Genomic DNA, 26,044 nt, shown 5'->3' on the forward strand with positions numbered 1-26,044 from the left:
TGGGAGACAACTCGTGAACACGACCCTTGCGCTGTCCGACACGTTCGGCTCCGACCTCGTGCGGGGGATCGGCGCGATCCTGCTGTACGGCGTCGTCGGCCTGCTGCTGATGTTCGTCGGCTTCTACGCGATCGACTGGACCACGCCCGGCAAGCTGTCGAAGCTGGTCACGCAGGGCTTGCCCAACGCCGTGATCGTGACGGCGTCCGGGATGCTCTCGATGGCGTTCATCGTCGTCGTGGCGATCTTCAACTCGGCGAGCGACCTGACCGAAGGCCTGATCACGTCGCTGGTCTACGGCCTGCTCGGCATCGTCGTCCAGGTCGTCGCGGTCCGCCTCCTGGAGTGGGCGACCCGCATCGACGTGGCGTCCACCATCGAAAGCGAGAAGTTCGCGCCGGTGAGCATCGTGGTCGCGGCCGCGCACCTGGGCCTGGGCCTCGTGGTGGCGGTCGGCATCTCCTGACGCCCGCCCCCAGACCGACGTGAGCCGGGTCACGCAGTGCGTGGCCCGGCTCTGCCATTCGCACTAGCGTGGGTCTGGTGCGCCTGCTGAGGACACCGGAAGACCGGTTCACGGACCTGCCCGACTTCCCCTTCGAGCCGAAGTACGCCGAGCTCGACGACCCCCACGGCGGCGTGATCAGAGTGGGTTACGTCGAGGCGGGCCCGGCCGACGGCCCGGTCGTCCTGCTCCTCCACGGCGAACCGAGCTGGTCGTACCTGTACCGCAAGGTGCTCCCGGTGCTCGCGTCCGCGGGCCTGCGCGCGATCGCGCCGGACCTGGTCGGCTTCGGCCGCTCGGACAAGCCGGGCGACCTGGCCGACCACACCTACGCCCGGCACGTCGAGTGGATGCGCGGCTTCGCGTTCGACGCGCTGGACCTGCACGACGTGACGCTCGTCGGCCAGGACTGGGGCGGCCTGATCGGCCTGCGCCTGGTGGCGGAGCACCCCTCGCGCTTCGCCCGGGTGGTGGCGGCCAACACCGGCCTGCCCACCGGCGACATCGACATGCCGCCGCAGTGGCACGCGTTCCGCGAGGCCGTGGAGAAGGCCCCGGTACTGGACGTCGGCCGCTTCATCCAGTCAGGCTGCCGGTCCTCGCTGACGGAGGCGGAGCGGGCGGCGTACGACGCACCGTTCCCGAACGAGATGTACAAGGCAGGCCCCCGGGCAATGCCCTCATTGGTGCCCTACCGGCCCGACGACCCGGCCTCGACGGCGAACCGCGCGGCGTGGCGGACGCTGACGGAGCTGGAGCTGCCGTTCCTGGTGGCGTTCTCCGACGGCGACCCGATCACGGGCGGCATGGCCCCGATCCTGCAGCGCTCGATGAAGGGCGCACAGGGGATCGAGCACCCGGTGATCGCCGGAGCCGGGCACTTCCTGCAGGAGGACGCGGGCGAAGAGCTGGCCGAGCAGGTGGTGCGCTTCGTACGGGGCTAGCAGTTCCCAGCCCAGTCGCGAGCGAACCGGCGGCCGGCGGCGCAAACCCGAGCGTCGACCGAGAATCCCACCGGAGGGGCGGGGGAGGTCGGACCCGCTCTCTCGCGGGAGTCTCTGGCAAGGAGAAAAGATAAAAGCTGTCCTCGCCGGACGGGCAGGCTCTGGGATGACCACCAGCCCCGCTGTTCTCCCACCTTTTCGAGGGGGTCGCTGGGTGGTCATCCCGTCGCCTGAGCGAGGCCTATCACTTTGAGCCGGGCCCGCAAGCTTGCGCTGTCTTCTCGCGTTGGGCTGTGGGTTGCGGGCCCGGCTCAAAGTGATTTGACGGCCTCAGGCGACGGGATGACCACCCAGCTCTTGGGTCAGAGTGCCGCGTGGGTTGCGGCCAGGGAGTCGAGCAGGATGTTCAGGCCCTCCTGGGCCTCGTCGGCGGTAAGGGTCATCGGGGGGCCCAGGCGCAGGACGTTGCCGTGCAGGCCGCCCTTGCCGATCAGCAGGCCGCGCTCCTTCGTCTCCTCCAGCATCCTTGCCGCCGCCGCCACGTTCGGCTCGGTCGTGCCCGGCTTGATCAGCTCCACGCCGATCATCAGGCCCTTGCCCCGTACCTCGGCCACCAGCGGCGAAGAAGCGGCGCGCAGCCCGTCGAGGAGCTGACGTCCTCGGGCCGCGCAGTTGGCCTGGAGGTCGTGGTCCTTGATGTAGTCCAGCACCGCCGTCGCGCCGGCCATCGAGACCGGGTTGCCGCCGAACGTCGAGAACGACTGGGCCTGGAAGCAGTCGAGGACGTCGCCGCGGGCCACGACGCCGCCGACCGCGAGGCCGTTCCCGAGTCCCTTCGCGAACGTCATCATGTCCGGGGTCACGCCGTGCGCGTCGATGCCCCAGAAGTGCTCGCCCGTGCGGCCCCAGCCGGTCTGGACCTCGTCGGAGACGAACAGCACCCCGTATTCGTCGAGGACCTCCTTCATCGCCCGGAACAGGCCGTCTGGCGGGAGGCTGAACCCGCCGACGCCCTGGATGGGCTCGGCGATCAGGCAGGCCACGTCGCCCGCGGTCGCCGTGTCCAGCACGTCCACCAGGTCCGCGACGCAGGCCTTGATGTAGTCGGCGTCGGACAGGTCCCGGAACGGGCTGCGGTAGCGGTAGCCGCCGTGGACGTAGTTGACCTTGACCGGGCTCAGCGCCGACGCCGACCAGCCGCGGTTGCCCGTGATCGCGACCGTCCCGAAGGACCGGCCGTGGTAGGAGTTCCGCATCGCCAGCACCTGGTTGCTGCGCCGGAACTGCGTCGCCAGCATCAGCGCCGTGTCGTTGGCCTCGCTGCCGGAGTTCGTGAAGAACACCTTCGCGTCCGGGATGTTCGACAGCTTCGCGATCCGCTCGGCCAGCTCCACCTGCGAGCGGATCAGGTACAGCGTCGAGGTGTGCAGGATGCCGGTGTCGAGCTGCTTGCGGACCGCGTCGCCGATCTCCGCGACGTCGTAGCCCATCGAGTTCGTCAGCACGCCGGCGAAGAAGTCGAGGTAGGTGCGGCCCCGCGAGTCCGTCATGCGCCGGTCGTGGGCGTGCACGATCTCGATCGGTTCGTGGTAGAGCAGCGACATCCAGGACGGCATCACTGCGCGGTGCCGGGCGAGCAGCTCGTCGGTCATCGGGGCGCCTCCTCCGTGTTTCCTGGAGTATGAGGACGCCGTGAACAGCGCTTCAACGATCAGACTGTCGGGATAACCCAGTAGGGCCGCACAGTCTGTACGGACTACCCTCTGTCTTCGTGATTGACCCCAGGACTCTGCGCGAAGACCCGGAAGCCGTGCGCGCGTCGCAGCGCGCCCGTGGTGAAGACGAGGGAGTGGTCGACAAGCTGCTCTCCCTCGACACCCGGCGCCGGTCTTCGATCGCGGCCGCGGACAAGCTGCGCAACGAGCAGAAGCTCCTGGGCAAGCAGATCCCGAAGGCCCCACCCGAGGAGAAGCAGCAGCTGCTGGCCACCGCCAAGGAGCTCGCCGCGCAGGTCAAGGCGGCCGAGGCGGAGCAGAACACGTCGTCGGAGGAGTTCGACCAGCTCTTCCGCTCCGTGCCGAACCTGGTCCACCCGGACGCTCCCGTCGGCGGCGAAGACGACTTCGCCGTGGTCAAGCACGTCGGCGAGCCGACGAAGTTCGACTTCACCCCGAAGGACCACCTCGAGCTGCTCGAAGCGCTCGGCGGCGTCGACATGGAGCGCGGCGCGAAGGTGTCGGGCTCGCGGTTCTACTTCCTCACCGGCGTCGGCGCGCAACTGCAGCTCGGCCTGCTCAACATGGCCATCGCGCAGGCGCTCGAAAACGGCTTCACGCCGATGATCACGCCGTCGCTGGTCCGCCCGGAGATCATGGCGGGCACCGGCTTCCTCGGCTCGCACTCGAGCGAGATCTACCACCTCGAGGACGACGACCTCTACCTGGTCGGGACGTCGGAGGTGCCGCTCGCCGGCTTCCACGCCGACGAGATCCTCGACCTGACCGACGGCCCGAACCGCTACGCGGGCTGGTCGTCCTGCTACCGCCGCGAGGCCGGCTCGTACGGCAAGGACACCCGCGGCATCATCCGCGTGCACCAGTTCGACAAGGTCGAGATGTTCGTCTACGCCAAGCCGGCCGACGCCGAGGCGGAGCACGAGCGGCTGCTCGGCTGGGAAGAGCAGATGCTCGCGAAGATCGAGGTGCCCTACCGGGTGATCGACACCGCGACCGGCGACCTCGGCACGTCCGCGCACCGCAAGTTCGACTGCGAGGCGTGGATCCCGACGCAGGACACCTACCGCGAGCTGACCTCTACGTCGAACTGCACGACGTTCCAGGCCCGCCGCCTGTCGGTCCGCTACCGCGACGAGAACGGCAAGCCGCAGATCGCCGCCACGCTCAACGGCACGCTGGCCACCACCCGGTGGATTGTCGCGATCGTCGAGAACCACCAGCAGGAGGACGGCTCCGTCCGCGTGCCGGCGGCGCTGCGTCCGTTCGTCGGCGGCAAGGAAGTCCTCACCCCTCGCTGAATCGGGCGGATCCGCGGTGCTCGTCCGTTCGTCCCAGTACAGTCCGGGCCGAACGGGAGGATCAATGCGCATGAAGTGGCAGGTGGCGGTGGCGCTGGCCGCGGCGACCGTGGTGACCGGGTGCACGGTGGCGGTCGGCGGTTCGGCGTCGCCGGTGCCCGGCCAGGGCCCGGTCGTCAAGGCCGTCGACGCCTGCAAGCTGCTCGACGAAGCCCAGGTCGACGCCCTCGGCTACCGGCAGCCGGGCCGTTCGGTGCCGGAGAACAAGGACCGGCTCCAGCCGCCGATGTGCCTGTGGAGCTTGAAGGACAACGACGACCTGTCGGCCGTGCTCAGCGTCGGTCTCGCGACGGACATGGACTTCAACGAGTACATCGCCGGCGCCGTCCCGAAGTCCTCGCCGCAGGAGATCGGCGGGCTCAGCTGGACGCAGTACGGCTCGATCCTCCCCGACGACTGCACGTTCTACGCGTCGCTCGGCGACAAGTCGTTCGCCTTCGTCGGCGTCTCGACCGGCAAGCTCGAGAAGTCGTGCGAACTGGTGAAGCTGGCGATCCCGCAGGCCGCGGCGCACCTGCCCGGTGGGCAGGACGCGCCGCCGATCACGCCGCAGACCTCGGCGAAGCCGGAGCCGGGCGGGCCGCTGCTGTCGGCCGACCCGTGCGCCACGCTCAAGCCCGACCAGGTGGCGCAGCTGAAGAACATCTCGCCCGACGGCGAGAAGACCAACTCGACCGTGATCCCGAACTCGACCTACTGCCTCTGGGACGACACCGACGGCGACGAGGGCCAGAAGGCCTTCGAGGTCTGGTTCGGCCCCAGCACGCCGGTGGCGGACTGGCCCGGCGCCAAGGGGGTCAACCCGACCGAGACCCTCGACGTCGGCGGCAAGAAGTGGGGCCTGTTCCCGAACATGGGCGGCCTGCGGGCGACCTGCGGCGCGACGCTGGCGATCACCGAGACGTCGTCGATCCAGGTGGTCAGCGGGTTCATCGGGGACGACACCAAGACCTGCGACGTCGTCAAGCAGGCCCTGCCGCTGGTGACGCCGAACCTGCCGGGCTAGCCCTCGGACACCTGGTCGGCGATGTGGCGCGCGATCTCCAGCGCGCTCGTCGCGGCCGGCGACGGCGCGTTCAGGACGTGCACCTGGTCGCGCGCGGTCTCGATGAGGAAGTCGTCGACGAGCGAGCCGTCGCGGCGCATGGCCTGGGCGCGGACGCCGGAGCCGTGGCGGACGATGTCGTCCTCGGTGACGGCCGGGACGAGCCGGGCGAGGCTGGCCGCGAAGCGCTTCTTCGAGAACGAGCGGCGGACCTCGTCGAGCCCGGTCGGGAACGCGTACTTCTTCGCGAGCCGCCAGACGCCGGGGAAGGCCGCGACCTCGGCGACGTCCTTCGCGGAGAAGTCGGCCCAGCGGTAGCCCTCGCGGCGCAGCGCGAGCACGGCGTTCGGGCCGGCGTGCACGCTGCCGTCGAGCATCCGCGTGAGGTGCACGCCGAGGAACGGCAGCGTCGGGTCCGGCACCGGGTAGATCAGGCCCTTGACCAGGCCGCGGCGCTCCGGCTTGAGCTCGTAGTACTCGCCGCGGAACGGCACGATCCGCGCGGACGGCGTCAGGCCGGCCAGCCGCGCGACGCGGTCGGAGTGCAGGCCGGCGCAGTTGACGAGGGCGTCCGCGACGACGACGTCGCTGCCGGTGGCGACCTCCACCCCGCCGTTCGCGCCGGCCCGGATGGCCAGCGCGGGACTGTCCAGCCGCAGGTCGACACCGGCTTCGTCGAGCAGCCGGACGAGCGCGTGGCAGACGGCGGGGAAGTCGATGATCCCGGTGGACTCGACCCGCAACGCGGCGACGCACGAGACCTCGGGCTCGTACTCGCGGGCTTCCGCGGGCGAGATCTTCTTGGCCGGGACGCCGTTGGCTTCGGCCCGCTCGGCGAGCGTGTCCAGCGCGGGGATCTCGCGTTCGTCGGTGGCGACGACGAGCTTCCCGCACACCTCGACCGGCACGCCGTACTGGCGCGCGAAGTCCACGATGGACCGGTTGCCGGCGACGGACATCCGCGCCTTGAAGGACCCGGGCTTGTAGTAGAGCCCGGCGTGCACGACGTTCGAGTTGTGCCCGGTCTGGTGGGCCGCCCACCGGGATTCCTTCTCCAGCACGGTGACGTCCAGCCCTCGCCTGGTGAGTTCCCAGGCCACGGCCAGACCGACGATCCCGCCCCCGACGACCACCACGTTGCGCACGATCGACCAGGCTACGCGAACGCCCGGCCCGGTGGACGCTGCCTGGCCGCAGCCCCGCCGCCGGCGGGCTGAAGGGGACTTTCGGCGCGTCTGATGCGAGGAAAGTCCCCTTCAGCCCGCCAGACCCGTCGCGGTCAGCGCCTTCTGTGCGCTCATCCCCGCCCCGGTCGCGAACGCCCGCTCGAAGCCCTCGGCGCCCAGTGCCTCCCGCACCCGGGCGCGCACCGCGCCGGCGTCCGGGTCGCCCGCGATCGCCGTGCCCCGGACACCCGTCGCCGCGCCGAGCAGGAGCGCCGCCTGTTCCGGTCCGGCCGCGCCGGCCAGGCCCTCCAGCGCGAACGCCACCACGTCCCCGGCGTGCCACCGGTGTCCCGTCAGCAGCGCCTCCCGGTGCAGCCGGGCCGCCTCGGCCGGGCGGCCTTCCGCCAGCGCCAGCCAGCCCAGCGAGATCATCGCGCCCGCCCGGACCGTCTCCGCCGCGAACGACCCGCCGGGGCACTCCGCCAGCGCGCGCTCGTTCAGGGACCGCGCCGCGGCCAGGTCGCCTTCGTGCCGGGCCAGGTTCGCCAAGCCGGTGTACGCCGCCGCGCGGGACTCCGGCATGCCCGCTCGCCGGGCCGTCGCCGCGGCCAGGTCGTAGTCGGCCTGCGCGCCCGCGCGGTCGCCGGAGAGCAGCCGGGTCCACGCGCGGCGGCAGATCAGGTCCGCCACGTCGTCCGTCGCGCCGATCTCGTGCATCAGGGCCAGCGCTTCGTCCATGAGCGGCAGCGCGGCCTCGTGCTCGCCCCGCCACGTCAGCAGCTGCGACAGGTGGTCCAGCGCCATCGACAGGCCCCAGCGCTCGCCCAGCGCGCGGAACTGCGCCGCACCCTCGCGCAGCCCGGCCTCGGCCTCGGCCAGCTCGCCGGTCATCATCGCCCGCAGGCCGACGCCCATCGGCAGCAGCGCCCAGCCCCACGCGTCGCCGCGGGTGAGCAGCCCCTTGCCGCGGCCGAGCATCTCGTCGTCGTCACCCGGCGGTCCGACGACGACGCCCATCAGCATCACCAGCATCGGGTTCCGCGGCGTCCAGTCGCCGTCCACCGCGTACCGGCGGACCAGCGGCAGGTACTGCTCCAGCGTCTCGTGGGGGTGCCCGGACAGCGCGCCGAGCACGCAGACCAGGAACTCCTCGGGGTACCGCTCCTGGATCTCCGGGGAACAGCGCGAAACGACCTCCAGCGACAACCCGGCCCCTTCGAACCGCCGCCCGCGCATCCACCAGTACATCGCCAGCAGCGGCACCAGCCGAAGCGCGAGCGCGACGTCGTGCGCGGTGGCCCAGCGCAGGGCGGCCAGGACGTTGTCGTACTCGGCGTCGATCCGGTCGAGCCACGCCAGCTGCGCCGCGGTCCGCAGCATCGGGTCCGCTTCCTCGGCGAACCGCAGGAAGTACTCGGCGTGCGCGCGGTGCACCCGCTCGGTTTCGCCCGCCTCGGCGAGCTTCTCCGCGCCGAACGCGCGGATCGTCTCCAGCATCCGGAACCGGCCGCCGACCGCCTCGACGAAGGACTTGCTCGCCAGCTCCGGCAGCAGGTCGACGTCGGCGCCGCACACCTCGGCGGCGGCCGCGGCCGTGGCGCCGCCGGAGAACACCGTCAGCCGCCGCGCCAGCTCGCGCTCCTCGTCGTCGAGCAGGTCCCAGCTCCACTCGACGACGCCGCGCAGCGAGCGGTGGCGCGCCTCGGCCGTCCGGCTGCCGCGGGCCAGCAGCCGGAACCGGTCGTCGAGCCGGGTCGCGATCTCGCCGGCGGGCAGGGCCCGGACGCGCGCGGCGGCCAGCTCCAGCGCCAGCGGCAGGCCGTCGAGGGCCGCGCAGATGTGCTGGACGTCGCCGACCGTGGTCTCGTCGAGCGCGAACGCGGGATCGCTCGCGGCGGCGCGGTCGGCGAAGAGCCGGATCGCCGGGAACGCACTCGCCTGCCGGGCGGGCGTCCCGGGCGGCGGGACGGCCAGCCGCGGCACCGGGGCCAGCTGTTCGCCGGTGATGCCGAGCGGTTCCCGGCTGGTCGCCAGCACCCGCAGCCCCGGGCACGCGGCGAGGAGCCGGGCGGTGAGCCGGGCGGCGACCTCGACGACGTGCTCGCAGTTGTCGAGCACGAGCAGCGTCGTCCGGTCGCGCAACGCGCCGATCAGCCGCTCGACCGGGTCCTGCGGCCCGCCGCGTGCGCTGTCCCGCAGGCCGAGCGCGGTCAGCACCGCGCGGACGACGCCGTCGCCTTCGTGCGGGGCCAGTTCGACGAACGCGACCGGTCCGGCGTCGGCGGCCGTGACCTCGATGGCCAGGCGGGTCTTGCCGGTGCCGCCCGGCCCGGTCAGCGTCACGAGCCGGTTGCGCCCGAGCAGCTCCGCCACCTGCCGCAGCTCGGCGTCCCGGCCGACGAAGCTGGTCAGCTGGGCGGGCAGCGCCGGGATCACCGGCTTCTCGGTGTCGCCCCGCAGCACGGCGAGGTGGGCTTCGGCGAGTTCCGCGCCGGGGTCGGCGCCCAGTTCGTCGGCCAGCGTGCGGCGGGCGTCCTCGAACGCGGCCAGCGCGTCGGCGGCCCGGCCCGCGGCGGCCAGCGCCCGCACGAGCTGCGCCCGCGGCCGTTCCCGCAGCGGCCGCGCGGCGACGGTCTCCCGCAGTCCGGTCAGGACGTCCTCGGCCTGCCCCAGCGCCAGCCGGGCCTCGACGTGGTCGTCGACCGCGTCCGCCCGCAGCTCCTCGAGCCGCGCGGCCTGCGCGGCGGCGAACGGCGCGTCCGCCAGATCGCTGAACGCCGGCCCGCGCCACAGCGCCAGCGCGTCGCCCAGCAGCTCCGCGGCCCGGGTGGCATGGCCGTTCTTCAGCAGCGCACGGCCTTCGCGCGCGAGGCGTTCGAAAGCGTGAACGTCCACTTCGTCCGGTCCGACGGCCAGCCGGTAGCCGGCCGCGGTGAACTCGACCGGGGCCAATTCCTTCACCGCCGTCCGCAGCCGGGACACCTGGGACTGGAGGGCGTTCGCCGCGCCGTCCGGCGGGTATTCGCCGTACATGCCGTCGATCAGCCGGTCGGCCGGGACGAACCGCCCGGCGTCCAGCGCGAGCAACGCCAGCAGCGTCCGCGAGCGCGGGCCGCCGACCGCCACCTGCGTGCCGTCCGGGGTCCACGCGGCGACGGCCCCCAGCACCCCGAATCGCATGTGCCCAGCGTAGGACGTCGATCGAGCCGCGACGGGCGTCACTCGAAAGTGGAGTACGGCGTGGGCCTGTGAATCAGCTGAGCGTGCGTATATACACTTCGCCGGGTCCCCACGCAATGGGAGAGGTATGTCGTCCGACAGCATTGCCCTCGGTCAGCCGACCGTCGGTGAAGAGGAGCTCGCCGCCGTCGCGGCGGTCTTCCGGTCCGGCTGGCTGGCCGGAGCGGGGCCCGCGTGCCGCCGGTTCGAGGAGCGGTTCGCCCAGGTCACCGGCACCGCGCACGCGTTGACGACCGCGAACTGCGGCTCGGCGCTCTTCCTGGGGCTCAAGGTCCTCGGCGTCCGGCCGGGCGACGAGGTGATCGTCGGCGACTACACGTTCCCGGCGACCGGTCACGCCGTCGTCCAGGCGGGGGCGAAGCCGGTCTTCGCCGACATCCGCCCGGACGTCTTCAGCGCCGACCCGGCCCACGTCGAAAGCCTGGTCACCGAGCGGACGGTCGGCATCCTCGCCGTCGACGTCGCCGGCCAGCCCGGTGACTTCGACGAGTACCGCGCGATCGCCGACAAGCACGGGCTCTGGCTGTTCGAGGACGCCGCCTGTGCCGCCGGCGCGACGTACAAGACGCGGCCCGCGGGCAGCCTCGCCGACCTCGCCGCGTTCTCCTTCCACGGCCGCAAGGGCATCACCGCGGGGGAGGGCGGCGCGCTCGTCTCGGACCGCGAAGACCTCATCGCGCACGCCCGCAAGCTGCACACCTACGGCATCGAGCCGGCGATCAGCCGCGAGGGTTCGGCCACGCTGCCGATCCCGGAGTTCCACGAGCTCGGCTACAACTTCCGCATGTCGGACGTGCAGGCCGCGATCATGAACGTCCAGCTCGACCGCCTGCCGGACCTCCTCGCCGCCCGCCGCTCGGTCGCGAAGCGCTACCACGAAGCGTTCGAAGACGTCGACGCGCTGACCGTCCCGGTGGAACTGTCCGATCGCGAGCACCCGTGGCAGGCCTACCTCCTCACGGTCGCGCCGGAGCTCAGCCGTGACGCGCTGGCCCTGCGGATCCGCGAGCAGGGCGTCCAGTGCAACTTCGGCACCTACGCCTCCCACCTCCAGCCGGTCTACGGCCCCCAGCCCCCGCTGCCCGTCTCCGCCGACGCGTTCGCGCGCCAGCTGGCCATCCCGATGCACGCGAACCTCACCGACGCCGAGGTCACGCGCGTCGGCGAGGTCGTGCGCGCCGCCGTGCAGTCCCTGTCCTGAAGCCGCCCGACCGAGGAGAAATTGGTGTCCGACAAGAAGGTGCTCTTCACCGGGGGCGGCGGCTTCATCGCCGCGCACGTCATCCCGCTCCTGCTCGAAGGCGGCTACACGGTCCGGATCTTCGACAACATGACCCGCGGCGACCGCGCCCGCGTCAACGAGTTCGTCGCGACCGGCCAGGTCGAGCTGGTCGAAAAGGACGTCCGCTACGGCGGTGCGGTGCGCGAGGCCATGCGCGGCTGCACGCACGTCATCCACTTCGCGACGGTGTCGATCAACAAGTCGATCGCCGACCCGCACGAGTCGATCGACATCAACATGATCGGCAACCACAACGTCTTCGCCGCGGCCGCGGACGAAGGCGTCGAGCGGCTGGTGTTCGCCTCGACCGCGTCGGTCTACGGTGACCCGAAGCGGCTGCCGATGCACGAGGACGACGAGCTCAAGCCGCTCACGCCGTACTGCATCTCGAAGCGCGCGGGCGAGGACATGCTCGGCTTCTACGAGCGCACCAAGGGCCTGTCCTGGAACGCGCTGCGGTTCTTCAACGTGTACGGCCCCGGCCAGAAGATCGAGGCCTACTACACCTCGGTGATCAACCACTTCATCCAGCGCCTGCGCGCCGGCCAGCCGCCGATCATCGACGGCCGCGGCGACCAGTCGATGGACTTCGTGCACGTCGACGACCTCGCGCGCGCGGTCGTCGCGGCGCTGGAGTCGGAGCGGGCGAACCTGCCGATCAACATCGGCACCGGCATCGACACGTCGATCGCGGCGCTGGCCAAGATCCTCATCGAGGCCGTCGGCGTCGACGTCGAGCCGCTGTTCAACGAGCGCGACGTGCTGGTCTCGCGGCGCGCCGCCGACATCACCCGCGCGCGTGACGTGCTGGGCTGGGAGCCGCGGATCACCGTCGAAGACGGGATGCGGGATTTGGTCAAGGAAACCGAGTGACGGCGACGGCGGGGCCGGCCCGGGGACGCGCCATGCGCATCGCGGTGGTGAACAACTTCTTCCCGCCCCGCGTCGGCGGCAGCGCGCACATGTCGGCGTCGCTGGCGGCGCAGTTCGTCGAGGCCGGGCACGAGGTCCTGGCGATCACGGCGGCCTACGGCGAGGCCCCGGCCGAGGAGGAGCGCGACGGCTACCGCGTCGTGCGCCTCCCGGCGGTGAAGATGCCGCAGATCGGCCTGTCGATCGACTTCGACATGAGCTTCGCCTCGCTGCGCCCGGGCAACTGGCGGCGGCTGTGGAAGCTGCTGGACGAGTTCAAGCCGGACGCGATCCACCTGCACGGCCAGTTCTTCGACCTGTCGTGGCTCGCGGGCATTTACGCGCGGCGGCACGACATTCCGACGCTGCTGACCATCCACACGCTCCTGATCAGCGACAACAAGCTGTACGGCGGCGTGTTCCGGCTGCTGGACGCGGTGCTCGTGCGGCCGATGCTGGCCTACATCAAGCCGCGGTACGTCATCCTCGACAAGCTGGGCGTCGACTACTGCGTCGACCGCTACGGCACGAGCGACGCGAACTCGGAGTACTTCCCGATCGCGGTCGACACCGGGCACTTCGCGAAGCCGGTGACGAAGGACGTCCGCGCGGAGCACGAAATCGGCGACGCACCGCTGATCGTCTCGCTGGGCCACGTCATCCCGCTGCGCAACCGGCTGCCGCTGATCGAGGCCCTGCCGTCCATTTTGGACAAGCACCCTGGCGTCCGGGTGGTCGTGGTCGGCCGCGTCTACCACGACGCGTTCCTCAAGCGGGCGGCGGAACTGGGCGTCTCGGACGCGCTGGTCGTCACGGGCGCGGTCCCGAAGGAGGACGTCCCGGCGTACTTCGCGGCGGCGGACATCGTGACGCACGACCTCAACGGCGGCTGCGGCACGGCGTCCCTGGAAGCGATGCTGTCGGGCACGGCGACGATCGCGTCGGTCACCGAAGACAACTACCCGGGCATCGAGCTGCGCAACGGCGAGAACGTGCTGCTGGTCCGCCCGGACGACGCGGAAGCCGTGGCCCGCACGGTGGTCGAGCTGCTCGACGACCCGGAACGGCGCGCGCTGATCGCGCAGCGCGAGAGCGAGATGGTGCGCTCGAACTTCGGCCTCGACGTCGTCGCGGAGGAGCACTTGAGGACGTTCGAGAAACTGGTGTCGGAAGCCGATGTTCTTCGATGACGAGCGCAGCCACCGGCTGCGCCCGCAGATCCTGACCGAGCTCGTCTCGCAGTACATGAACGACGCCGAGCGAGCTGCTTTCTACGGCCTGCCGCCGACGTGCCGGGTGCGCGAGCGCGTGAAGATCATCAGCCCCGAGAACCTCAAGATGGGCGACCACTGCTGGGTGGGCGAGGGCGCGGCGCTCGACGCGAGCGGTGGCCTGGAGATCGGCGAGCACACCAGCATCGGCCTGAACACGCTGATCTTCACGCACTCGAGCTGGCTGGCGAACATGACGCTGCAGAACCACTCGGGCAGCGACCTGATCGAACGCAAACCCGTGAAGATCGGCAAGGGCTGCTTCATCGGCGGCCTGGTGGTCATCATGGCCGGTGTGACGATCGGCGACTTCGCGACGGTGCAGCCGAATTCAGTGGTGGCGAAGGACGTCCCGCCGCGGACGCTGGTGGCGGGCAACCCGGCGCGGGTGTTCCAGCGGTACGACGAGGAGTACATCCGGTCCGAGGTGGAGCGGGTCCGCGCGGAAAACGCGCGGCGCCGGGAGATCGCGGAAGAGCGCGGCGGTGACGCTACCGGCTGGGGTGCGCCGTCCGGGGACTTCTCGGATTAGCTGGATGACGGCAGCGCCGGCGCCGACCGCCGGCGCCGCCGTCGTGAAACCGCCCGCGCGGACCCCGAAGCAGGTCAGCGTCCGCGCGGCGGCGAAGCTCGCGCACGTAAGCGCACGACCGACAATCTAGTCGCCTGTGACCGAGCGCGAGATATCGGTTACGCAACGTTTAAAGGCGCTCGCCGAGCAGTTTCGCGAGCGATTCGCAGACGTCGGCCCGGCTGCGCCCCATTTCGACCTCGGCGACCCGCAGCTGGCCGTGCGCGTGCTTGGCCACCACGACCAGCGAGCTGTAGCCCTTCCCGTAGCAATAGCTCGCCAGCTCACCCGCGCCCGCAACCGGCTTCGCGGGATCCGCGCACTCCGACTCCAGCTGCTTGACCATCGCGGCCGGCGACTTGCCGCCCGAAACCGCGAGGACGTACAGCTCGCCCGTCGGGTACGAGCACCGGAACGCCTTGCCCGGGCCGATCGGCTCGGGCGGCATCTCGCTCGGCTCCCGCGCGTTCCAGGCGACGCCGAGGAGCTGCGCGAACTCGACGTTGCCCAGAAGCGGGCAGGCGCCGGTCAGCTTCTCCGGCGACACCACCGGCGTGAACGTCGGCGTCGGCGTGGTGGTCGGCTTCGGCTTGCTCGTCGAAGTGGACGGCGGTGGCGGCGGAGGCGCGGCCGCGGTCGTCGTCGTGGAGCCGCCGGAACACGCTGCGACACAGGTCAGCAGGCATGCGGCGGCGAGGATCCCCCTCAGTGAACGCATGGGGTCAATCTAGCCCGCGCGTACGCTCGGAAGATCGACGAGCAACCTTTCCGCGGCCCGCCCGTCGCTGGGTGAGGAACAGGGGGTGACGCATGGCGCGCGGCGACGAGGAGTTCGCGGAGTTCGTCCGCGCGTCGTCGGCCCGGCTCACCCACGCCGCGTTCCTGCTCACCGGCGACCGCCACCAGGCCGAGGACGCCGCACAGACCGCCTTCACCCGCACCTACGCCGCCTGGTCGCGGGTGCGGCACAAGGACGCCTACGGCTACGCCCGGACCGTCCTCGTGAACCACGTCATCGACGGCTGGCGGCGCCCGATCCGCGAGTACGCCACCGAGGCGATGCCCGAGCGGCCCGACCGCCTCGACGTCGACCAGGCCGTCACCCAGCGGGCCTGGCTCACCGCCGTGCTCAAGACGCTCACCGACCGCGAACGCGCGGTCGTCGTGCTGCGGCACTTCTTCGACCTGCCGGAAGCCGACGTGGCCCGTGAGCTCGGCGTTTCGGTGGGTACCGTGAAGAGCACGAATTCGCGGGCGCTGGCCAAGCTGCGGATCGAAGCGGGCACCGAAGACACGCTGATCGGAGGGGGCGGGCGGTGAACGACCTCGACGACTTCCGCGCCGCGCTCCGGCAGCCGCCCGAAGAGCCCTTCGCCGAGCCGGACCTGGCCGCGATCATGGCCGGCGGGGCGCGCATCCGGCGTCGGCGCCGCGTCCTGACCGGCGCCGCCGGGGTGGCCGCCGCGGCCGTCGTCGTGCTCGTGGTCGGGTTCGCCATCCAGGTGCGGCAGCCCGCACCGGCCCCGGTCGCCCAACCGCCCGCCCCGGTTTCGAGCACGCTGACGACCGCGCCGACGACCGCGGCACCGGCCGAGGCGCCGCCGATCGGGGACGTCATCGGAACGGGGATCAAGACCGCCCGCGGCGAGATCGTCTTCTTCGCGCGGGCGGTCGACCTGCCGCAGCTGCCGGACATCCACTTCGGCCTGGTGGCCGGGTTCCGCTCCGGGGAGACGCTGCAGTCCGTGCTCATGACGAACGAGTTCCGCGGCTCCGACCGGTCGTTCGGCTTCCACGCCACCGACGGCGGCGAGCTCTCCGGTGACGAGGTCATCCCCGTCTTCGGCTACTTCGCCGGCCAGGCGGCGCGGATCACGACCACGGTGCACGGCAAGACCGTCGAAGCGAGCTTGGCGAGGTGGAGCGGGGACCCGAACGTGGTCGTCTTCTGGTTCGACCCCGCCGCCGTCCCGAACTCCGCCGTCCTGACGCCGCTGATCGCCTACGACGCCGCCGGGAAGCGGCTCACCAAGTAGGCGGTACCCGCCGGGGCGGTCCGGGCGTAAGAAACCGACCGTGACCTCTCGACGAGCGTTCCTCACCGCGACGGCCGCACTCGGACTGGCGGCGTCGGCGGCCCCGGCCGGTGCCGCCGAACTCGGGGACCGCGGGCCCGGTGCCCCGGTCCGCCCGCAGCGGCCCGGCCCCCAGCTGCGGGCCCTGCTCCGCCAGGTCGACGAACGGCGGATCGAAGCGACCGTGCGGCGGCTGGCCGCGTTCGGCACGCGGCACACGCTGTCCGCGCAGGACGACCCGGTCCGCGGCATCGGCGCCGCGCGCGACTGGCTCTTGGCGCAGTACCGGCAGATCGCGGCCGCGTCCGGCGGCAGGCTGACCGTCGAGCCGCAGTCGTACGTCCAGCCGCCCGCCGACCGGATCCCGGTGCCGACCACGATCACGAACGTCGTCGCGACGCTGCACGGGGCCACCGACCCGGGGCGCGTGTACGTCGTTTCAGGGCACTACGACTCGCGCCGCACCGACGTCATGGACTCCACCGGGGACGCGCCGGGCGCGGACGACGACGCATCGGGCGTCGCGGTCGCGCTGGAGCTGGCACGGGTGCTCTCGACGCGGCAACCGGCGGCGACGATCGTCTTCGCCGCCGTCGCGGGCGAGGAACAGGGCCTGTACGGCTCGCGGTTCATGGCGCAGCGGTTCAAGGCGGCCGGCACCGACGTCCAGGCGATGTTCACCGACGACATCGTCGGGTCGAGCCGCGCCGACGACGGCACGCGCGACCCGACGACGATCCGCCTCTTCGCCGAGGGCGTGCCGACGGCGGAGACACCGGCCGAGGCCGCGCTGCGCCGCAGCATCGGCGGCGAGAACGACTCCCCGCCGCGGCAGCTGGCCCGGTTCGTGAAGTCGGTGGCCGAGAACGACGCGACCGGCATGACGGTCCGGGTGATCTACCGCCGCGATCGCTACCTGCGCGGCGGCGACCACATCGGCTTCCTGGAGCAGGGCTACCCGGCGGCGCGTTTCACCGAGCCGAACGAGGACTTCGCGCACCAGCACCAGGACGTCCGCGTGGAGAACGGCGTCCAGTACGGCGACCTGCCGGAGTTCTGCGACTTCCCGTTCATCGCGCGGGTCGCCCGGGTCAACGGCGCGGCGCTGTGGTCCCTCGCGACGGCGCCGGGCACGCCGAAGGGCGTGAAGATCCGCACGGCGGCGCTGACGAACGACTCGGAACTGCTCTGGGACGCCACCCCGGGCGCCGCGGGCTACGAGGTCCTCTGGCGCGAGACGACGGCCCCGGACTGGACCCACGCGATCGACGTCGGCCCGGCCCGGACGGCGAAGATCGACCTGTCGAAGGACAACGTCTTCTTCGGCGTCCGCGCGGTGGGCCCGGACGGCAGCCGGAGCCCGGCCGCGTTCCCGGCGCCGGTCGGTTAGCGCGGCCCGCGGCCGGTCGGCATGCTGTGCCGATGACCGACCGGGTGCGCAGCAGCGGGGCCTACCTCGCGTACGCGGGGTTCCTGCTGCTGATCACGCCGACCGGCTGGCCGCTGCTCTTCGCCGTCGGCACGGCGATCTACGCGGTGGCCGAACAGGACTCCGAAGCCGCGGTCGCCGCGGTGGCCTTCGGCGTGCCCGCGCTGGTGCTCGGCTGGTTCGGGTGGCGGTTCCTCGGCCGGTCGTGCCGCCGGCTCCCGGACGGCCTGCGCGTGCGCGGGTTCTTCCGCACCCACCGCGTGCCGTGGCGGGACGTCGTCGACGTCACCGCGACGGAGTTCGAGTCCTACGGCCGGGGCTTCTCCTGGGCCCGCGTCCGGGTGACGTTCCGCCGGGCGGACGGCGAGGTCCGGACGGTCACCGTGGCGTCGAGCTACCGCTCCGCGACGGTGGGCCGGCGGATGATCCGCGGCTGGTTCCCGCCCGGCCACCGGCTGCACCGGCCCGCGCCGGGGCCGGTCGCGGCCGTCGACCTGAGCGGCCTGCCGGTGCTGGAGACGCTGCACCCGCAACAGGCCGTGCGCGCTATCCACACCGGCCTGGACGCCGCGGCCGGCGCCGGCGCGGTCTACGGCCTGGTGCGCGCTCTCGAAGCGGACCGGTACTGGGTCGCGGTCCCGTGCGCGCTCGTGCTCGCGGGCGTCGCCTGGCTGGCGCTGCGCATCGCGCGGGCGCGGGTCGACCTGACCGCCGAGGGCCTGGTCAACCACGGGTACTTCCACGACTTCACGGTCGCCGCCGCGGCGATCGACGACTTCGTGCTCGTCCCCAGCGGAGCCGGGCGAGCCGTGCGGGTCGTGACCACCGGCGGCTCGCGCCAGCCCGCCGCCGGTGCCGGGTTCGGGGACTACCCCGCCGCTACCCGGGACCGGCTGGCGGCCTGGCGCACCCGAGTCAGGCGGCGGCCTGCGTGAGCACCTGCTCGACCACGTGGTGCGACGGCAGGATCAGGTCGCGCTCGGTGTCGGCGTCGATCTTGCCCTCCAGCAGGTCGCAGAACCGGTCCAGCTGGGTGGCCAGCGGCTCGCGGGCGGTGACCAGCTCCGGGATCTCGATCACCGTCTGCTGGCGGTAGCCGAGGCCGTCCGGGGTGACGGAGTCGTGCGAAACGTGGCGGTAGATCGTGACGTCGCGGCGCAGCAGGTCGATCTCGATCAGCCGGTCCAGCTCCGAGACCACCAGCGACCGGACCTTCTTCTGGCCCAGCCGCGAGGCCGAAACCGTGGCCAGGCCGGTCGGGAACGACAGCACCGTCTCGATGGTGTCCTCGGCGCCCTCGACCGACGACGGGTGGAAGTACCCCGCGCCGGACGTCACGCGCGCCGGGGTCGCGCCGCCGAAGAACTGGATCGCCAGGTCGACGTCGTGCACCAGCAGGTCCCACGCGACGCCGGTCTTGATGCGCGGCGCGTACGGGCCGTGGCGGCGGGCCATCAGGTGCACCGGCTCGTTCACCAGCGCCCGCGCGGTCATGACCGCCGGGTTGTAGCGCTCCAGGAGCCCGCACATCAGCGGGACGTCCTTCTTCGCCGACAGGCCGACGATCTCCTGGGACTTCTCGTAGCTGTTGCAGACCGGCTTTTCCACCAGCATCGGCTTGCCCTGGCCGAGGATCTCCTGCGCCAGGTCGTGGTGCGCCTCGGTGGCCGACGCCAGCACGACGGCGTCCACATCGGACAGCGAGCCGATCTCCGGGGTCCACCGGGTCTCGTAGCGGTCGGCGACGGCCTTGCCCGCTTCCTCGCGCGGATCGATCACGCGGACCAGGTCGACGCGCTCGTTCCCGGCGAGCACGCGAGCGTGGAGGGAACCCATGTTCCCGGTACCGACAAGAGCGATCCGATGCGTCATGCGCCCAGTACCTCGCGAACGGTTTCGATGATGGTGTCCAGGTCGGACTCGGTCAGGTGCGGGTGCACCGGCAGCGACAGCGCCTGCTCCGAAACCGCGCGCGCCACCGGGAAGTCCTCGACGCGCGCGCCCGGGATCAGGTCGTGACCCGCGTAGCACTCGTAGTCGAAGACGATCTTGGGGTAGTAGATGCCGTTGCCGATGCCGCGCTCGGTCAGCGCCGCGGCCAGCTCGTCGCGCGAGAGGAACGCGTGCGGCCCGACCAGCACGGTGTACTGGTGCCACACGTGCTCGCGGCCCGGCAGCACCTTCGGGACGTCGAGGCCCGGCGTGCCCGCGAGACCCTCCGAGAGCCGCTTCGCGTTGGCCTGGCGGGCGGCGGTCAGCTGGTCGAGCTTCGCCAGCTGCGGGATGCCGACGGCGGCGTGCAGGTCGGTCATCCGGTAGTTGTGCCCGGCGACCTCGTACTGGTAGCGGGCGCGCATGCCCTGGTTGCGCAGCACGCGCAGCTTGTCCGCCAGCGCGTCGTCGTCCGTCGTGATGACGCCGCCCTCGGCGGTCGTGATGTTCTTCGTCGCGTAGAGCGAGAAGCAGCCGATGCCGAACGACCCGGCCTGCTTGCCCTCGAACGACGCCCCGACGGCCTGCGCCGAGTCCTCGATCACCTGGAGGCCGTGCTCGGCGGCCAGCGGGCCCAGCTTGCCCATGTCCGCGGTCTGGCCGTAGAGGTGCACCGGCATGAGCACCTTGGTGCGGTCGGTGACCGCGGCCGCGACGGCGTCGGGGTCGATCGCGAAGTCGTCGCGCCGGATGTCGGCGAACCGGACGGTCGCGCCGGCTTCGAGGATCGCGTTCAGCGTCGCGACAAAGGTGAACGGCGAGGTGATGACCTCGTCACCCGGCTTCAGGTCGAGGACCTGGAGGGCGGCGACCAGTGCGGTGGTCCCGTTGTTGACCGCGATCGCGTGCTTCGTCCCGGAGACGGCCGCGAAGGCGTCTTCGAAGCGCTTGACCATCGGTCCCTGTGCGATGGCGCCGGAGCGCAGCACCTCGACGACGAGGTCCTCCGCGTCGCGGACGTCGACCACAGTGATGGGGATCATGGGCAGTCTCTCTCGGCAGGCGATTTCGGCGCGTCCGGTACAGTGAGCCGCCGGTTCTGCGCCCGGCCGCCCTGCAACAACGCGGGCCACACGTTACCGGGCGCGGTAGCACGCCCAGTACCCAGCCGCCGACGAACGGACGACCACCCGTGGCCAACCGCATCCACCCGACCGCCGTCATCGGCGAAGGTGTCGAACTCGGCGAGGACAACGTGATCGGGCCGTTCGCGGTGATCGTCGGGCCCACCCGCGTCGGCGACGGCAACTGGATCGGCCCGCACGTGACGATCGGCACGCCCGGCGAGGACCGCGGCCGCCCCCACCCCGCCGCCTGGGACGAGGCGCCGACCGGTGACCCGGATCACGACGGCCACGGCGTGGTCATCGGCAGCCGCAACCGCCTCCGCGAGTACGTGAGTGTCCACCAAGGGACCTGGCGGACAACGACGATCGGCAGCGACGGCTACTACCTCCGCAACTCCCACGTCGCGCACGACTGCCTGGTCGGCGACGCCGTGACGATCGCCTCCAACGCCGTCACGGGTGGCCACTGCCACATCTGGGACGGCGCCAACCTCGGCATGGGCGCGATCCTGCACCAGAAGGTCGTGATCGGCCCCGGCGCGATGATCGGCATGGGCTCCGCGGTGCGCCGCGAGATCGGCGCGTTCACCATCGCCGTCGGCAACCCGGCCCGCGTGACCGGCGTCAACGTGGTGGGCCTGTCCCGCCGGGGCGTCGACGAGGCGACCGTCGAGGCGCTCGGGCCGTGGCTGAAGGGCAAGGAAGGTCTCCCGGACGTCGCGCTGCCCGAAGACCTCTCTACCTTGGTAAAGGCGTGGGACGCCCGCCCGCGCGAAGAGCACTAGGAGTCATCAGATGTCGGAAGTCGCCCCCAAGCTGCGCGAGGTCTTCGTCGAGGCGCTGGACCTCGACGGCGCTGTGGACGTCGAGAACCTGAAGTACCGCGACATCGAGGCGTGGGACTCGGTCGGCCACATGGCGCTGGTCGCGGCCATCGAGGACGAGTTCGACGTCGAGTTCGACACCGACCAGGTCATCGACATGTCGAGCTTCAAGGTCGCCGTGGACATGGTCACCGAGCTCCAGTCGAAGAATGACTGATCTTTCCGGTCGTGTCGCGCTCGTCACCGGCGGGACGCGGGGGATCGGCCTGGCCACCGCCCGCGCTTTGGTGGAAGCCGGCGCGACGGTGGTCCTCACCGGCCGTGACGAGGCCCGCGCCAAAGAGGCCGCTTCGGCGGCGGGCGCGGCGGCCGGGCTCGCGCTGGACGTCACCGACGCGAAGGCCGTGTCTTCGCTGGTCAGGGGCGTCGCGAAGGAGCACGGGAAGCTCGACATCGTCGTGGCCAACGCCGGGATCATGGAGGACGCGCTCCTCGGCATGATCAAGGAAGAGCTCGTCGACACGACGCTGAGCACGAACGTCGCCGGCACGCTGCACACCGTCCAGGCCGCGGCCCGGGCGATGATGCGGAAGAAGACCGGCTCGATCGTGGTGCTCGCCTCGATCGTCGGCGAGCACGGGAGCGCCGGTCAGACGGTGTACGCGGCCTCGAAGGCGGCGGTGGCGAACGTCGCGAAGTCGGCGGCGAAGGAGCTCGGCCGGTCCGGCATCCGCGTGAACGCGGTCGCGCCGGGCGTGATCGAGACCGACCTGACCGCGGGGCTGAGCGAAGACGCGAAGGCGGAGAACGCCGGCAAGACGCCGCTCGGGCGCCTCGGCCGCGCGGAAGAAGTGGCGAACGCGATCCGGTTCCTGGTGAGTGATGAAGCTTCGTTCATCACCGGTCAGGTGCTGGGCGTCGACGGAGGCTTGGTGCTGTGACGCTGTTGGGTGCGGGAGCCCGGCTGGTCGATGTGGCCGGGGGCCGCACGCTGGCGGGCGCGGAACTGTCGGCCGAGGTCGGCAGGCGGATGGACGAGCTGGCCGCACTGCCGGTCGGCGTCGTGTTCGCGCGGATGTCGGTCGACCTGCCGAGCGTGCTGACCTACCTGGGCGCGTTCGAATCCGGCCGGGCGATCGCGCTGATCGACCCGGCGCTGGACGCCGACGTGCTGGCCGGGCTGGTCTCGCGCTTCCGGCCGGCGGCGGTGCTGGCGGCTTCGGGCGACGCGCCGGACGGCTACACCGCGCAGGGCGCCGACTGGGTCCGGACGAGCGCCGAGGGCGTCCGGCCGCACCCCGACCTCGCCGTCCTGCTCCCGACCAGCGGGTCGACCGGCAACCCGAAGCTCGTGCGGCTCTCGCGGCAGGCGATCCTGGCCAACGCCGACGCCATCGCGCAGGTGCTGCACATCGACTCGGACGAGGTCGCGCCCACCTGCCTGCCGCTGCACTACAGCTACGGCCTGTCGGTGCTGAACTCGCACCTGGTGCGCGACGCGACCATCGTGATCGAGCCGTCTGGCGTGCTCGGCCGCGGCTTCTGGGACGCGGTGAACACGTACGGCGTCACGTCCCTTTCGGGCGTCCCGTACCACTACGAAATGCTGCGGCGGCTCAAGTTCGACCCCGCGAAGTACCCGACGCTGCGCACCCTGACGCAGGCCGGCGGGAAGCTGCGAGACGACCTGATCGCCGAGTTCAACGAGAAGATGCTGGCCGTCGGCGGCCGGATGTACGTGATGTACGGCCAGACCGAGGCGGCGCCGCGGATGACGACGGTGCCCGCCGAACGGCTGGCCGAAAAGCTCGGTTCCGCCGGGCCGGCGCTGCCGGGCGGCAAGTTCGCCGTCCGCCGCGACGACGGGTCGGAGACCACGCACCCCAAAATCGTCGGTGAGGTCGTCTACCGTGGGCCCAATGTGATGCTGGGTTACGCGGACGACGAGTCCGGCCTGGCCAAGGGCGACGAATACGGCGGCGTGCTCGCCACCGGTGACCTCGGGTACCTCGACGAAGAGGGGTACCTGTTCATCACCGGGCGGCTCAAGCGCATCGGCAAGGTGTTCGGCAACCGCGTGAGCCTCGACGACCTCGAGCAGGCGGCCCGCACGGCGGCGGTCGGGATCGACGTCGTGGCGGCGGTGCCCGCCGGCGACAAGGTCGTGCTGTTCGCCGAGGGTGTCGACAAGGACATCTGCAAGGACGCGTCGCGGGCGCTGTCCGAGCGGCTGCACCTGCACGCCAGCGGCTTCGACGTGCGCCCGATCGAAACCGTGCCGCTGCTGGCCAGCGGCAAGATCGACTACCGGTCATTGGAGGCGCAGGTATGAGCGTGTTCACTCGGTCGCAGGCCGACCGGGAGGCCTTGCTGCTGCCCGAGCTCGCCGCGCTGACGGCCCACCACCGGGCGAATTCCGAAGGCTACGAGCGCATCCTGTCGTCGCTGGGAATCGCGCCGGACGCGACTTTCGGCTCGATCGCCGACCTGCCGTGGCTGCCGGTGCGGATGTTCAAGACGCACGACCTCAAGTCGGTGCCGGACAGCGAGGTCTTCAAGACGCTGACGTCGTCGGGCACCACCGGCGCCGGCGCGTCGCGGATCTACCTCGACAAGGAGGCGGCGGGCGCGCAGACCAAGCAGCTCGGCGCGACCCTGCAGGAGGTCCTCGGCGGCGAGCGGCTGCCGATGCTGATGGTCGACACCATCGGCATCATCAAGAACCGGCGCTCGTTCTCCGCGCGCGGCGCGGGCGTGCTGGGCATGGCGAACTTCGGCCGCAAGCACACGTACGTGCTCGACGAGAACGACCAGCCGGACGTCGAGGCCGTCAAGAAGTTCCTGGCCGAGTACGGCGACAAGCCCTTCCTGATCTTCGGCTTCACGTTCATGGTGTGGCAGTTCCTCTACGAGGTCGCCCGCGACCACGGCCTCGACCTGTCGAACGGCATCCTCATCCACAGCGGCGGCTGGAAGAAGCTGATCGACCGCGCGGTCGACAACACCGAGTTCCGCCGTCGCTTCAAGGAGGACACCGGGCTCACCCGGATCCACAACTACTACGGGATGATCGAGCAGATCGGCACCGTGTTCCTCGAGGGGCCGTCCGGCAACTCGCTGTACTGCCCGGACTTCGCCGACGTCGTGATCCGGAACCCGGAGACGTGGGAAGAGCAGCCGGTCGGCGAGCCGGGCGTGATCGAGGTCGTCTCGACGCTGCCGCGGTCGTACCCGGGCCACGTGCTGCTGACCGAAGACCTCGGCGTCTACCACGGGATCGACGACGGCGACTGGCCCGGCAAGCACTTCTCCGTGCTCGGCCGGCTGCCCAAGGCCGAGGCCCGCGGCTGCTCGGACACCTTCTCGGGAGCGGCGGCGTGACTTCCCTGACCCAGCGTTTCCCCTCGGCGCCCGACGTCGAGGTCGGCGACCTCGTGACCCAGCTGCGCGCCGAGCCGCCCGGCGGCCGGCTGCGCGTCGGCGACCCGCGGATCGTCGAGTTCGTCACGAAGTTCGCCCGCAAGCTGCTGGCCCCGGCGACCGCGCGCCGGTTCCCGGAGCTGGCGTCGCTCGGCTTCTTCCTGCGCAAGGGCGAGATCGCGAAGGCGTTGTCCACTCTGGACACTTCCGGAACCGCGCTGCGGTTCCCGCGCGGGCTGGTGTTCCACGTGCCGCCGGCGAACGTCGACACGATCTTCGTCTACTCGTGGGCGCTCTCGGCGCTGGCGGGCAACCACAACGTCGTCCGGGTCTCGTCGCGTTCGGCGGGCGCCGCGGAGGCGGTGCTGGCGGCGTTGAACGCCGCACTGTCCGAAGTGGACGTTTCGGTCGCGGAGGCGGTCACGGCGACCCAGCGCATGGTGACCTACGACCGCAGCGACGAGGTGAGCGGCGCTCTGTCGCTGGCCGCCGACCTGCGCGTCATCTGGGGCGGCGACGGCTCGGTCGCGGCGCTGCGGAAGTACCCGCTGGCGCCGCACGCGCGTGACCTGACGTTCCCGGACCGCTCGTCCTTCGCCGTCGCGTCGGTGGCCGGCTGGCAGCGGGCGTCCGAAGCGGAGCGCCGCGCGGCCGCCGAAGGCTTCTACAACGACTCGTACTGGTTCGACCAGGCCGCCTGCTCGTCGCCGCGCGCGGTGTTCTGGGTCGGCGACGAGTCCGGGGCGCGCGAGGCGGGCCAGGAGTTCCGCACCTTGCTGGCCGCGGTCCTGGAGACGAAGCAGCACGTCACCGAGCCCGCGATGGCCGTCCAGAAGCGCGTCTCGGCGTACGGCGCGGCGGTCGACGGCCTGGTCAAGGAGATCGCCTTCCAGGGCAACGGCCTGGCGACCCTCGAGCTGGCCGACCCGGCGGTGCTGCCGCGCGAGTGGCTCGGCGCAGGCACCTTCGCGAACGCGCGGGTGTCCACTTTGTCTGATCTGGTGCCGATCGTCCTCCGCAAGGACCAGACGGTCAGCCAGTTCGGCTTCACCGCCGAGGAACTGACGGCGTTCGCGCACGAGCTGGCGGGTCGCGGGGTCGACCGGATCGTGCCGTTCGGCAGCGCCCTGACGTTCTCGGCGGTCTGGGACGGTTACGATCTGCTCTCCGAGTTCAGCCGCCTGGTCACGGTGCAGGCCTGAGGAGA

The 26,044-nt window shown here is 71.5% G+C and carries 24 protein-coding genes; 18 read left to right on the top strand and 6 right to left on the bottom strand.

Features of this window, described 5'->3' with window-relative positions; all coding sequences use genetic code 11:
- Positions 1–13: 13 nt before the first annotated feature.
- Positions 14–466 (top strand): DUF350 domain-containing protein, encoded by a 453-nt coding sequence (locus AB5J73_RS13065; protein WP_370969981.1) that lies wholly within the window; start codon positions 14–16, stop codon positions 464–466.
- 68 nt (positions 467–534) lie between these two features.
- The gene (locus AB5J73_RS13070; protein WP_370969982.1) at positions 535–1,449 is read left to right on the top strand and encodes a haloalkane dehalogenase; all 915 of its coding nucleotides are present in this window, start codon (positions 535–537) and stop codon (positions 1,447–1,449) included.
- A gap of 362 nt (positions 1,450–1,811) precedes the next feature.
- Here AB5J73_RS13070 and AB5J73_RS13075 read toward each other — a convergent pair whose 3' ends face one another.
- Positions 1,812–3,101, bottom strand: a complete 1,290-nt coding sequence (locus tag AB5J73_RS13075) for an aspartate aminotransferase family protein (protein WP_370969983.1) — start codon at positions 3,099–3,101, stop codon at positions 1,812–1,814.
- A 119-nt stretch (positions 3,102–3,220) separates the two neighbouring features.
- Here AB5J73_RS13075 and serS point away from each other — a divergent pair, with 119 nt between their 5' ends.
- Both serS and AB5J73_RS13085 read left to right on the top strand, forming a co-directional pair.
- On the top strand, positions 3,221–4,483 hold the full coding sequence (gene serS / locus AB5J73_RS13080; RefSeq protein ID WP_370969984.1) for a serine--tRNA ligase: 1,263 nt from the start codon (positions 3,221–3,223) through the stop codon (positions 4,481–4,483).
- A gap of 70 nt (positions 4,484–4,553) precedes the next feature.
- Positions 4,554–5,549: a DUF3558 family protein gene (locus tag AB5J73_RS13085; protein ID WP_370969985.1), complete on the top strand. Its 996-nt coding sequence runs from the start codon at positions 4,554–4,556 to the stop codon at positions 5,547–5,549.
- On the opposite strand, the gene lhgO is transcribed toward AB5J73_RS13085, so the two are convergent.
- Complete coding sequence (gene lhgO, locus AB5J73_RS13090) at positions 5,546–6,733, bottom strand: L-2-hydroxyglutarate oxidase (protein ID WP_370969986.1); 1,188 nt, start codon at positions 6,731–6,733, stop codon at positions 5,546–5,548. The two genes, AB5J73_RS13085 and lhgO, sit on opposite strands and share 4 nt — an antisense overlap.
- Before the next feature lie 111 nt (positions 6,734–6,844).
- On the bottom strand, positions 6,845–9,934 hold the full coding sequence (locus AB5J73_RS13095; RefSeq protein ID WP_370969987.1) for a BTAD domain-containing putative transcriptional regulator: 3,090 nt from the start codon (positions 9,932–9,934) through the stop codon (positions 6,845–6,847).
- A 127-nt stretch (positions 9,935–10,061) separates the two neighbouring features.
- On the opposite strand from AB5J73_RS13095, the gene AB5J73_RS13100 reads away from it, so the two are divergent.
- Genes AB5J73_RS13100 through AB5J73_RS13115 form a run of 4 tightly spaced genes read left to right on the top strand, consistent with a single transcriptional unit; the run spans position 10,062 to position 13,991 of the window.
- Positions 10,062–11,195, top strand: coding sequence for a DegT/DnrJ/EryC1/StrS family aminotransferase (locus AB5J73_RS13100; RefSeq protein ID WP_370969988.1), 1,134 nt, complete (start codon positions 10,062–10,064; stop codon positions 11,193–11,195).
- 24 nt (positions 11,196–11,219) lie between these two features.
- Positions 11,220–12,149, top strand: coding sequence for an NAD-dependent epimerase/dehydratase family protein (locus AB5J73_RS13105; protein WP_370969989.1), 930 nt, complete (start codon positions 11,220–11,222; stop codon positions 12,147–12,149).
- A 32-nt stretch (positions 12,150–12,181) separates the two neighbouring features.
- Positions 12,182–13,378: a glycosyltransferase family 4 protein gene (locus AB5J73_RS13110; RefSeq protein ID WP_370969990.1), complete on the top strand. Its 1,197-nt coding sequence runs from the start codon at positions 12,182–12,184 to the stop codon at positions 13,376–13,378.
- Positions 13,365–13,991, top strand: coding sequence for a DapH/DapD/GlmU-related protein (locus AB5J73_RS13115; RefSeq protein WP_370969991.1), 627 nt, complete (start codon positions 13,365–13,367; stop codon positions 13,989–13,991). The genes AB5J73_RS13110 and AB5J73_RS13115 overlap by 14 nt, the downstream gene beginning before the upstream one ends.
- A gap of 169 nt (positions 13,992–14,160) precedes the next feature.
- Here the strand turns inward: AB5J73_RS13115 and AB5J73_RS13120 are convergent, their stop codons facing one another.
- Positions 14,161–14,748, bottom strand: a complete 588-nt coding sequence (locus AB5J73_RS13120; protein ID WP_370969992.1) for a hypothetical protein — start codon at positions 14,746–14,748, stop codon at positions 14,161–14,163.
- A gap of 92 nt (positions 14,749–14,840) precedes the next feature.
- Here AB5J73_RS13120 and AB5J73_RS13125 point away from each other — a divergent pair, with 92 nt between their 5' ends.
- The 4 genes from AB5J73_RS13125 to AB5J73_RS13140 are packed head-to-tail and all read left to right on the top strand — an operon-like array spanning position 14,841 to position 18,469.
- Positions 14,841–15,350: a SigE family RNA polymerase sigma factor gene (locus AB5J73_RS13125; protein WP_370969993.1), complete on the top strand. Its 510-nt coding sequence runs from the start codon at positions 14,841–14,843 to the stop codon at positions 15,348–15,350.
- Positions 15,347–16,066 (top strand): hypothetical protein, encoded by a 720-nt coding sequence (locus AB5J73_RS13130; RefSeq protein WP_370969994.1) that lies wholly within the window; start codon positions 15,347–15,349, stop codon positions 16,064–16,066. Before AB5J73_RS13125 ends, AB5J73_RS13130 begins: the two co-directional genes overlap by 4 nt.
- Before the next feature lie 40 nt (positions 16,067–16,106).
- A complete protein-coding gene (locus AB5J73_RS13135) occupies positions 16,107–17,495 on the top strand; it encodes a M20/M25/M40 family metallo-hydrolase (RefSeq protein WP_370969995.1) in 1,389 nt (462 codons plus the stop codon).
- A 32-nt stretch (positions 17,496–17,527) separates the two neighbouring features.
- Positions 17,528–18,469 (top strand): PH domain-containing protein, encoded by a 942-nt coding sequence (locus tag AB5J73_RS13140; RefSeq protein ID WP_370969996.1) that lies wholly within the window; start codon positions 17,528–17,530, stop codon positions 18,467–18,469.
- Here the strand turns inward: AB5J73_RS13140 and AB5J73_RS13145 are convergent.
- Positions 18,450–19,406, bottom strand: coding sequence for a Gfo/Idh/MocA family protein (locus tag AB5J73_RS13145; RefSeq protein ID WP_370969997.1), 957 nt, complete (start codon positions 19,404–19,406; stop codon positions 18,450–18,452). The two genes, AB5J73_RS13140 and AB5J73_RS13145, sit on opposite strands and share 20 nt — an antisense overlap.
- Positions 19,403–20,509 carry a DegT/DnrJ/EryC1/StrS family aminotransferase gene (locus tag AB5J73_RS13150; protein ID WP_370969998.1) on the bottom strand — a complete coding sequence of 369 codons (1,107 nt, stop codon included), beginning with the start codon at positions 20,507–20,509 and terminating at the stop codon, positions 19,403–19,405. Before AB5J73_RS13150 ends, AB5J73_RS13145 begins: the two co-directional genes overlap by 4 nt.
- A gap of 149 nt (positions 20,510–20,658) precedes the next feature.
- On the opposite strand from AB5J73_RS13150, the gene AB5J73_RS13155 reads away from it, so the two are divergent.
- Genes AB5J73_RS13155 through AB5J73_RS13180 form a run of 6 tightly spaced genes read left to right on the top strand, consistent with a single transcriptional unit; the run spans position 20,659 to position 26,039 of the window.
- Positions 20,659–21,378, top strand: coding sequence for a UDP-N-acetylglucosamine acyltransferase (locus AB5J73_RS13155; RefSeq protein WP_370969999.1), 720 nt, complete (start codon positions 20,659–20,661; stop codon positions 21,376–21,378).
- Positions 21,379–21,388: 10 nt separating this feature from the next.
- The gene (locus AB5J73_RS13160; RefSeq protein ID WP_206784047.1) at positions 21,389–21,634 is read left to right on the top strand and encodes an acyl carrier protein; all 246 of its coding nucleotides are present in this window, start codon (positions 21,389–21,391) and stop codon (positions 21,632–21,634) included.
- The gene (locus AB5J73_RS13165; protein ID WP_370970000.1) at positions 21,627–22,358 is read left to right on the top strand and encodes an SDR family NAD(P)-dependent oxidoreductase; all 732 of its coding nucleotides are present in this window, start codon (positions 21,627–21,629) and stop codon (positions 22,356–22,358) included. Before AB5J73_RS13160 ends, AB5J73_RS13165 begins: the two co-directional genes overlap by 8 nt.
- Positions 22,355–23,749 (top strand): AMP-binding protein, encoded by a 1,395-nt coding sequence (locus tag AB5J73_RS13170; RefSeq protein ID WP_370970001.1) that lies wholly within the window; start codon positions 22,355–22,357, stop codon positions 23,747–23,749. The genes AB5J73_RS13165 and AB5J73_RS13170 overlap by 4 nt, the downstream gene beginning before the upstream one ends.
- Positions 23,746–24,798 (top strand): acyl-protein synthetase, encoded by a 1,053-nt coding sequence (locus AB5J73_RS13175; RefSeq protein ID WP_370970002.1) that lies wholly within the window; start codon positions 23,746–23,748, stop codon positions 24,796–24,798. Before AB5J73_RS13170 ends, AB5J73_RS13175 begins: the two co-directional genes overlap by 4 nt.
- Positions 24,795–26,039, top strand: coding sequence for an acyl-CoA reductase (locus AB5J73_RS13180; RefSeq protein WP_370970003.1), 1,245 nt, complete (start codon positions 24,795–24,797; stop codon positions 26,037–26,039). The genes AB5J73_RS13175 and AB5J73_RS13180 overlap by 4 nt, the downstream gene beginning before the upstream one ends.
- The last annotated feature ends 5 nt before the right edge of the window (positions 26,040–26,044 follow it).

It is taken from the genome of Amycolatopsis sp. cg9 (assembly GCF_041346945.1).
In the GTDB taxonomy this organism is placed as follows: Bacteria; Actinomycetota; Actinomycetes; order Mycobacteriales; family Pseudonocardiaceae; genus Amycolatopsis.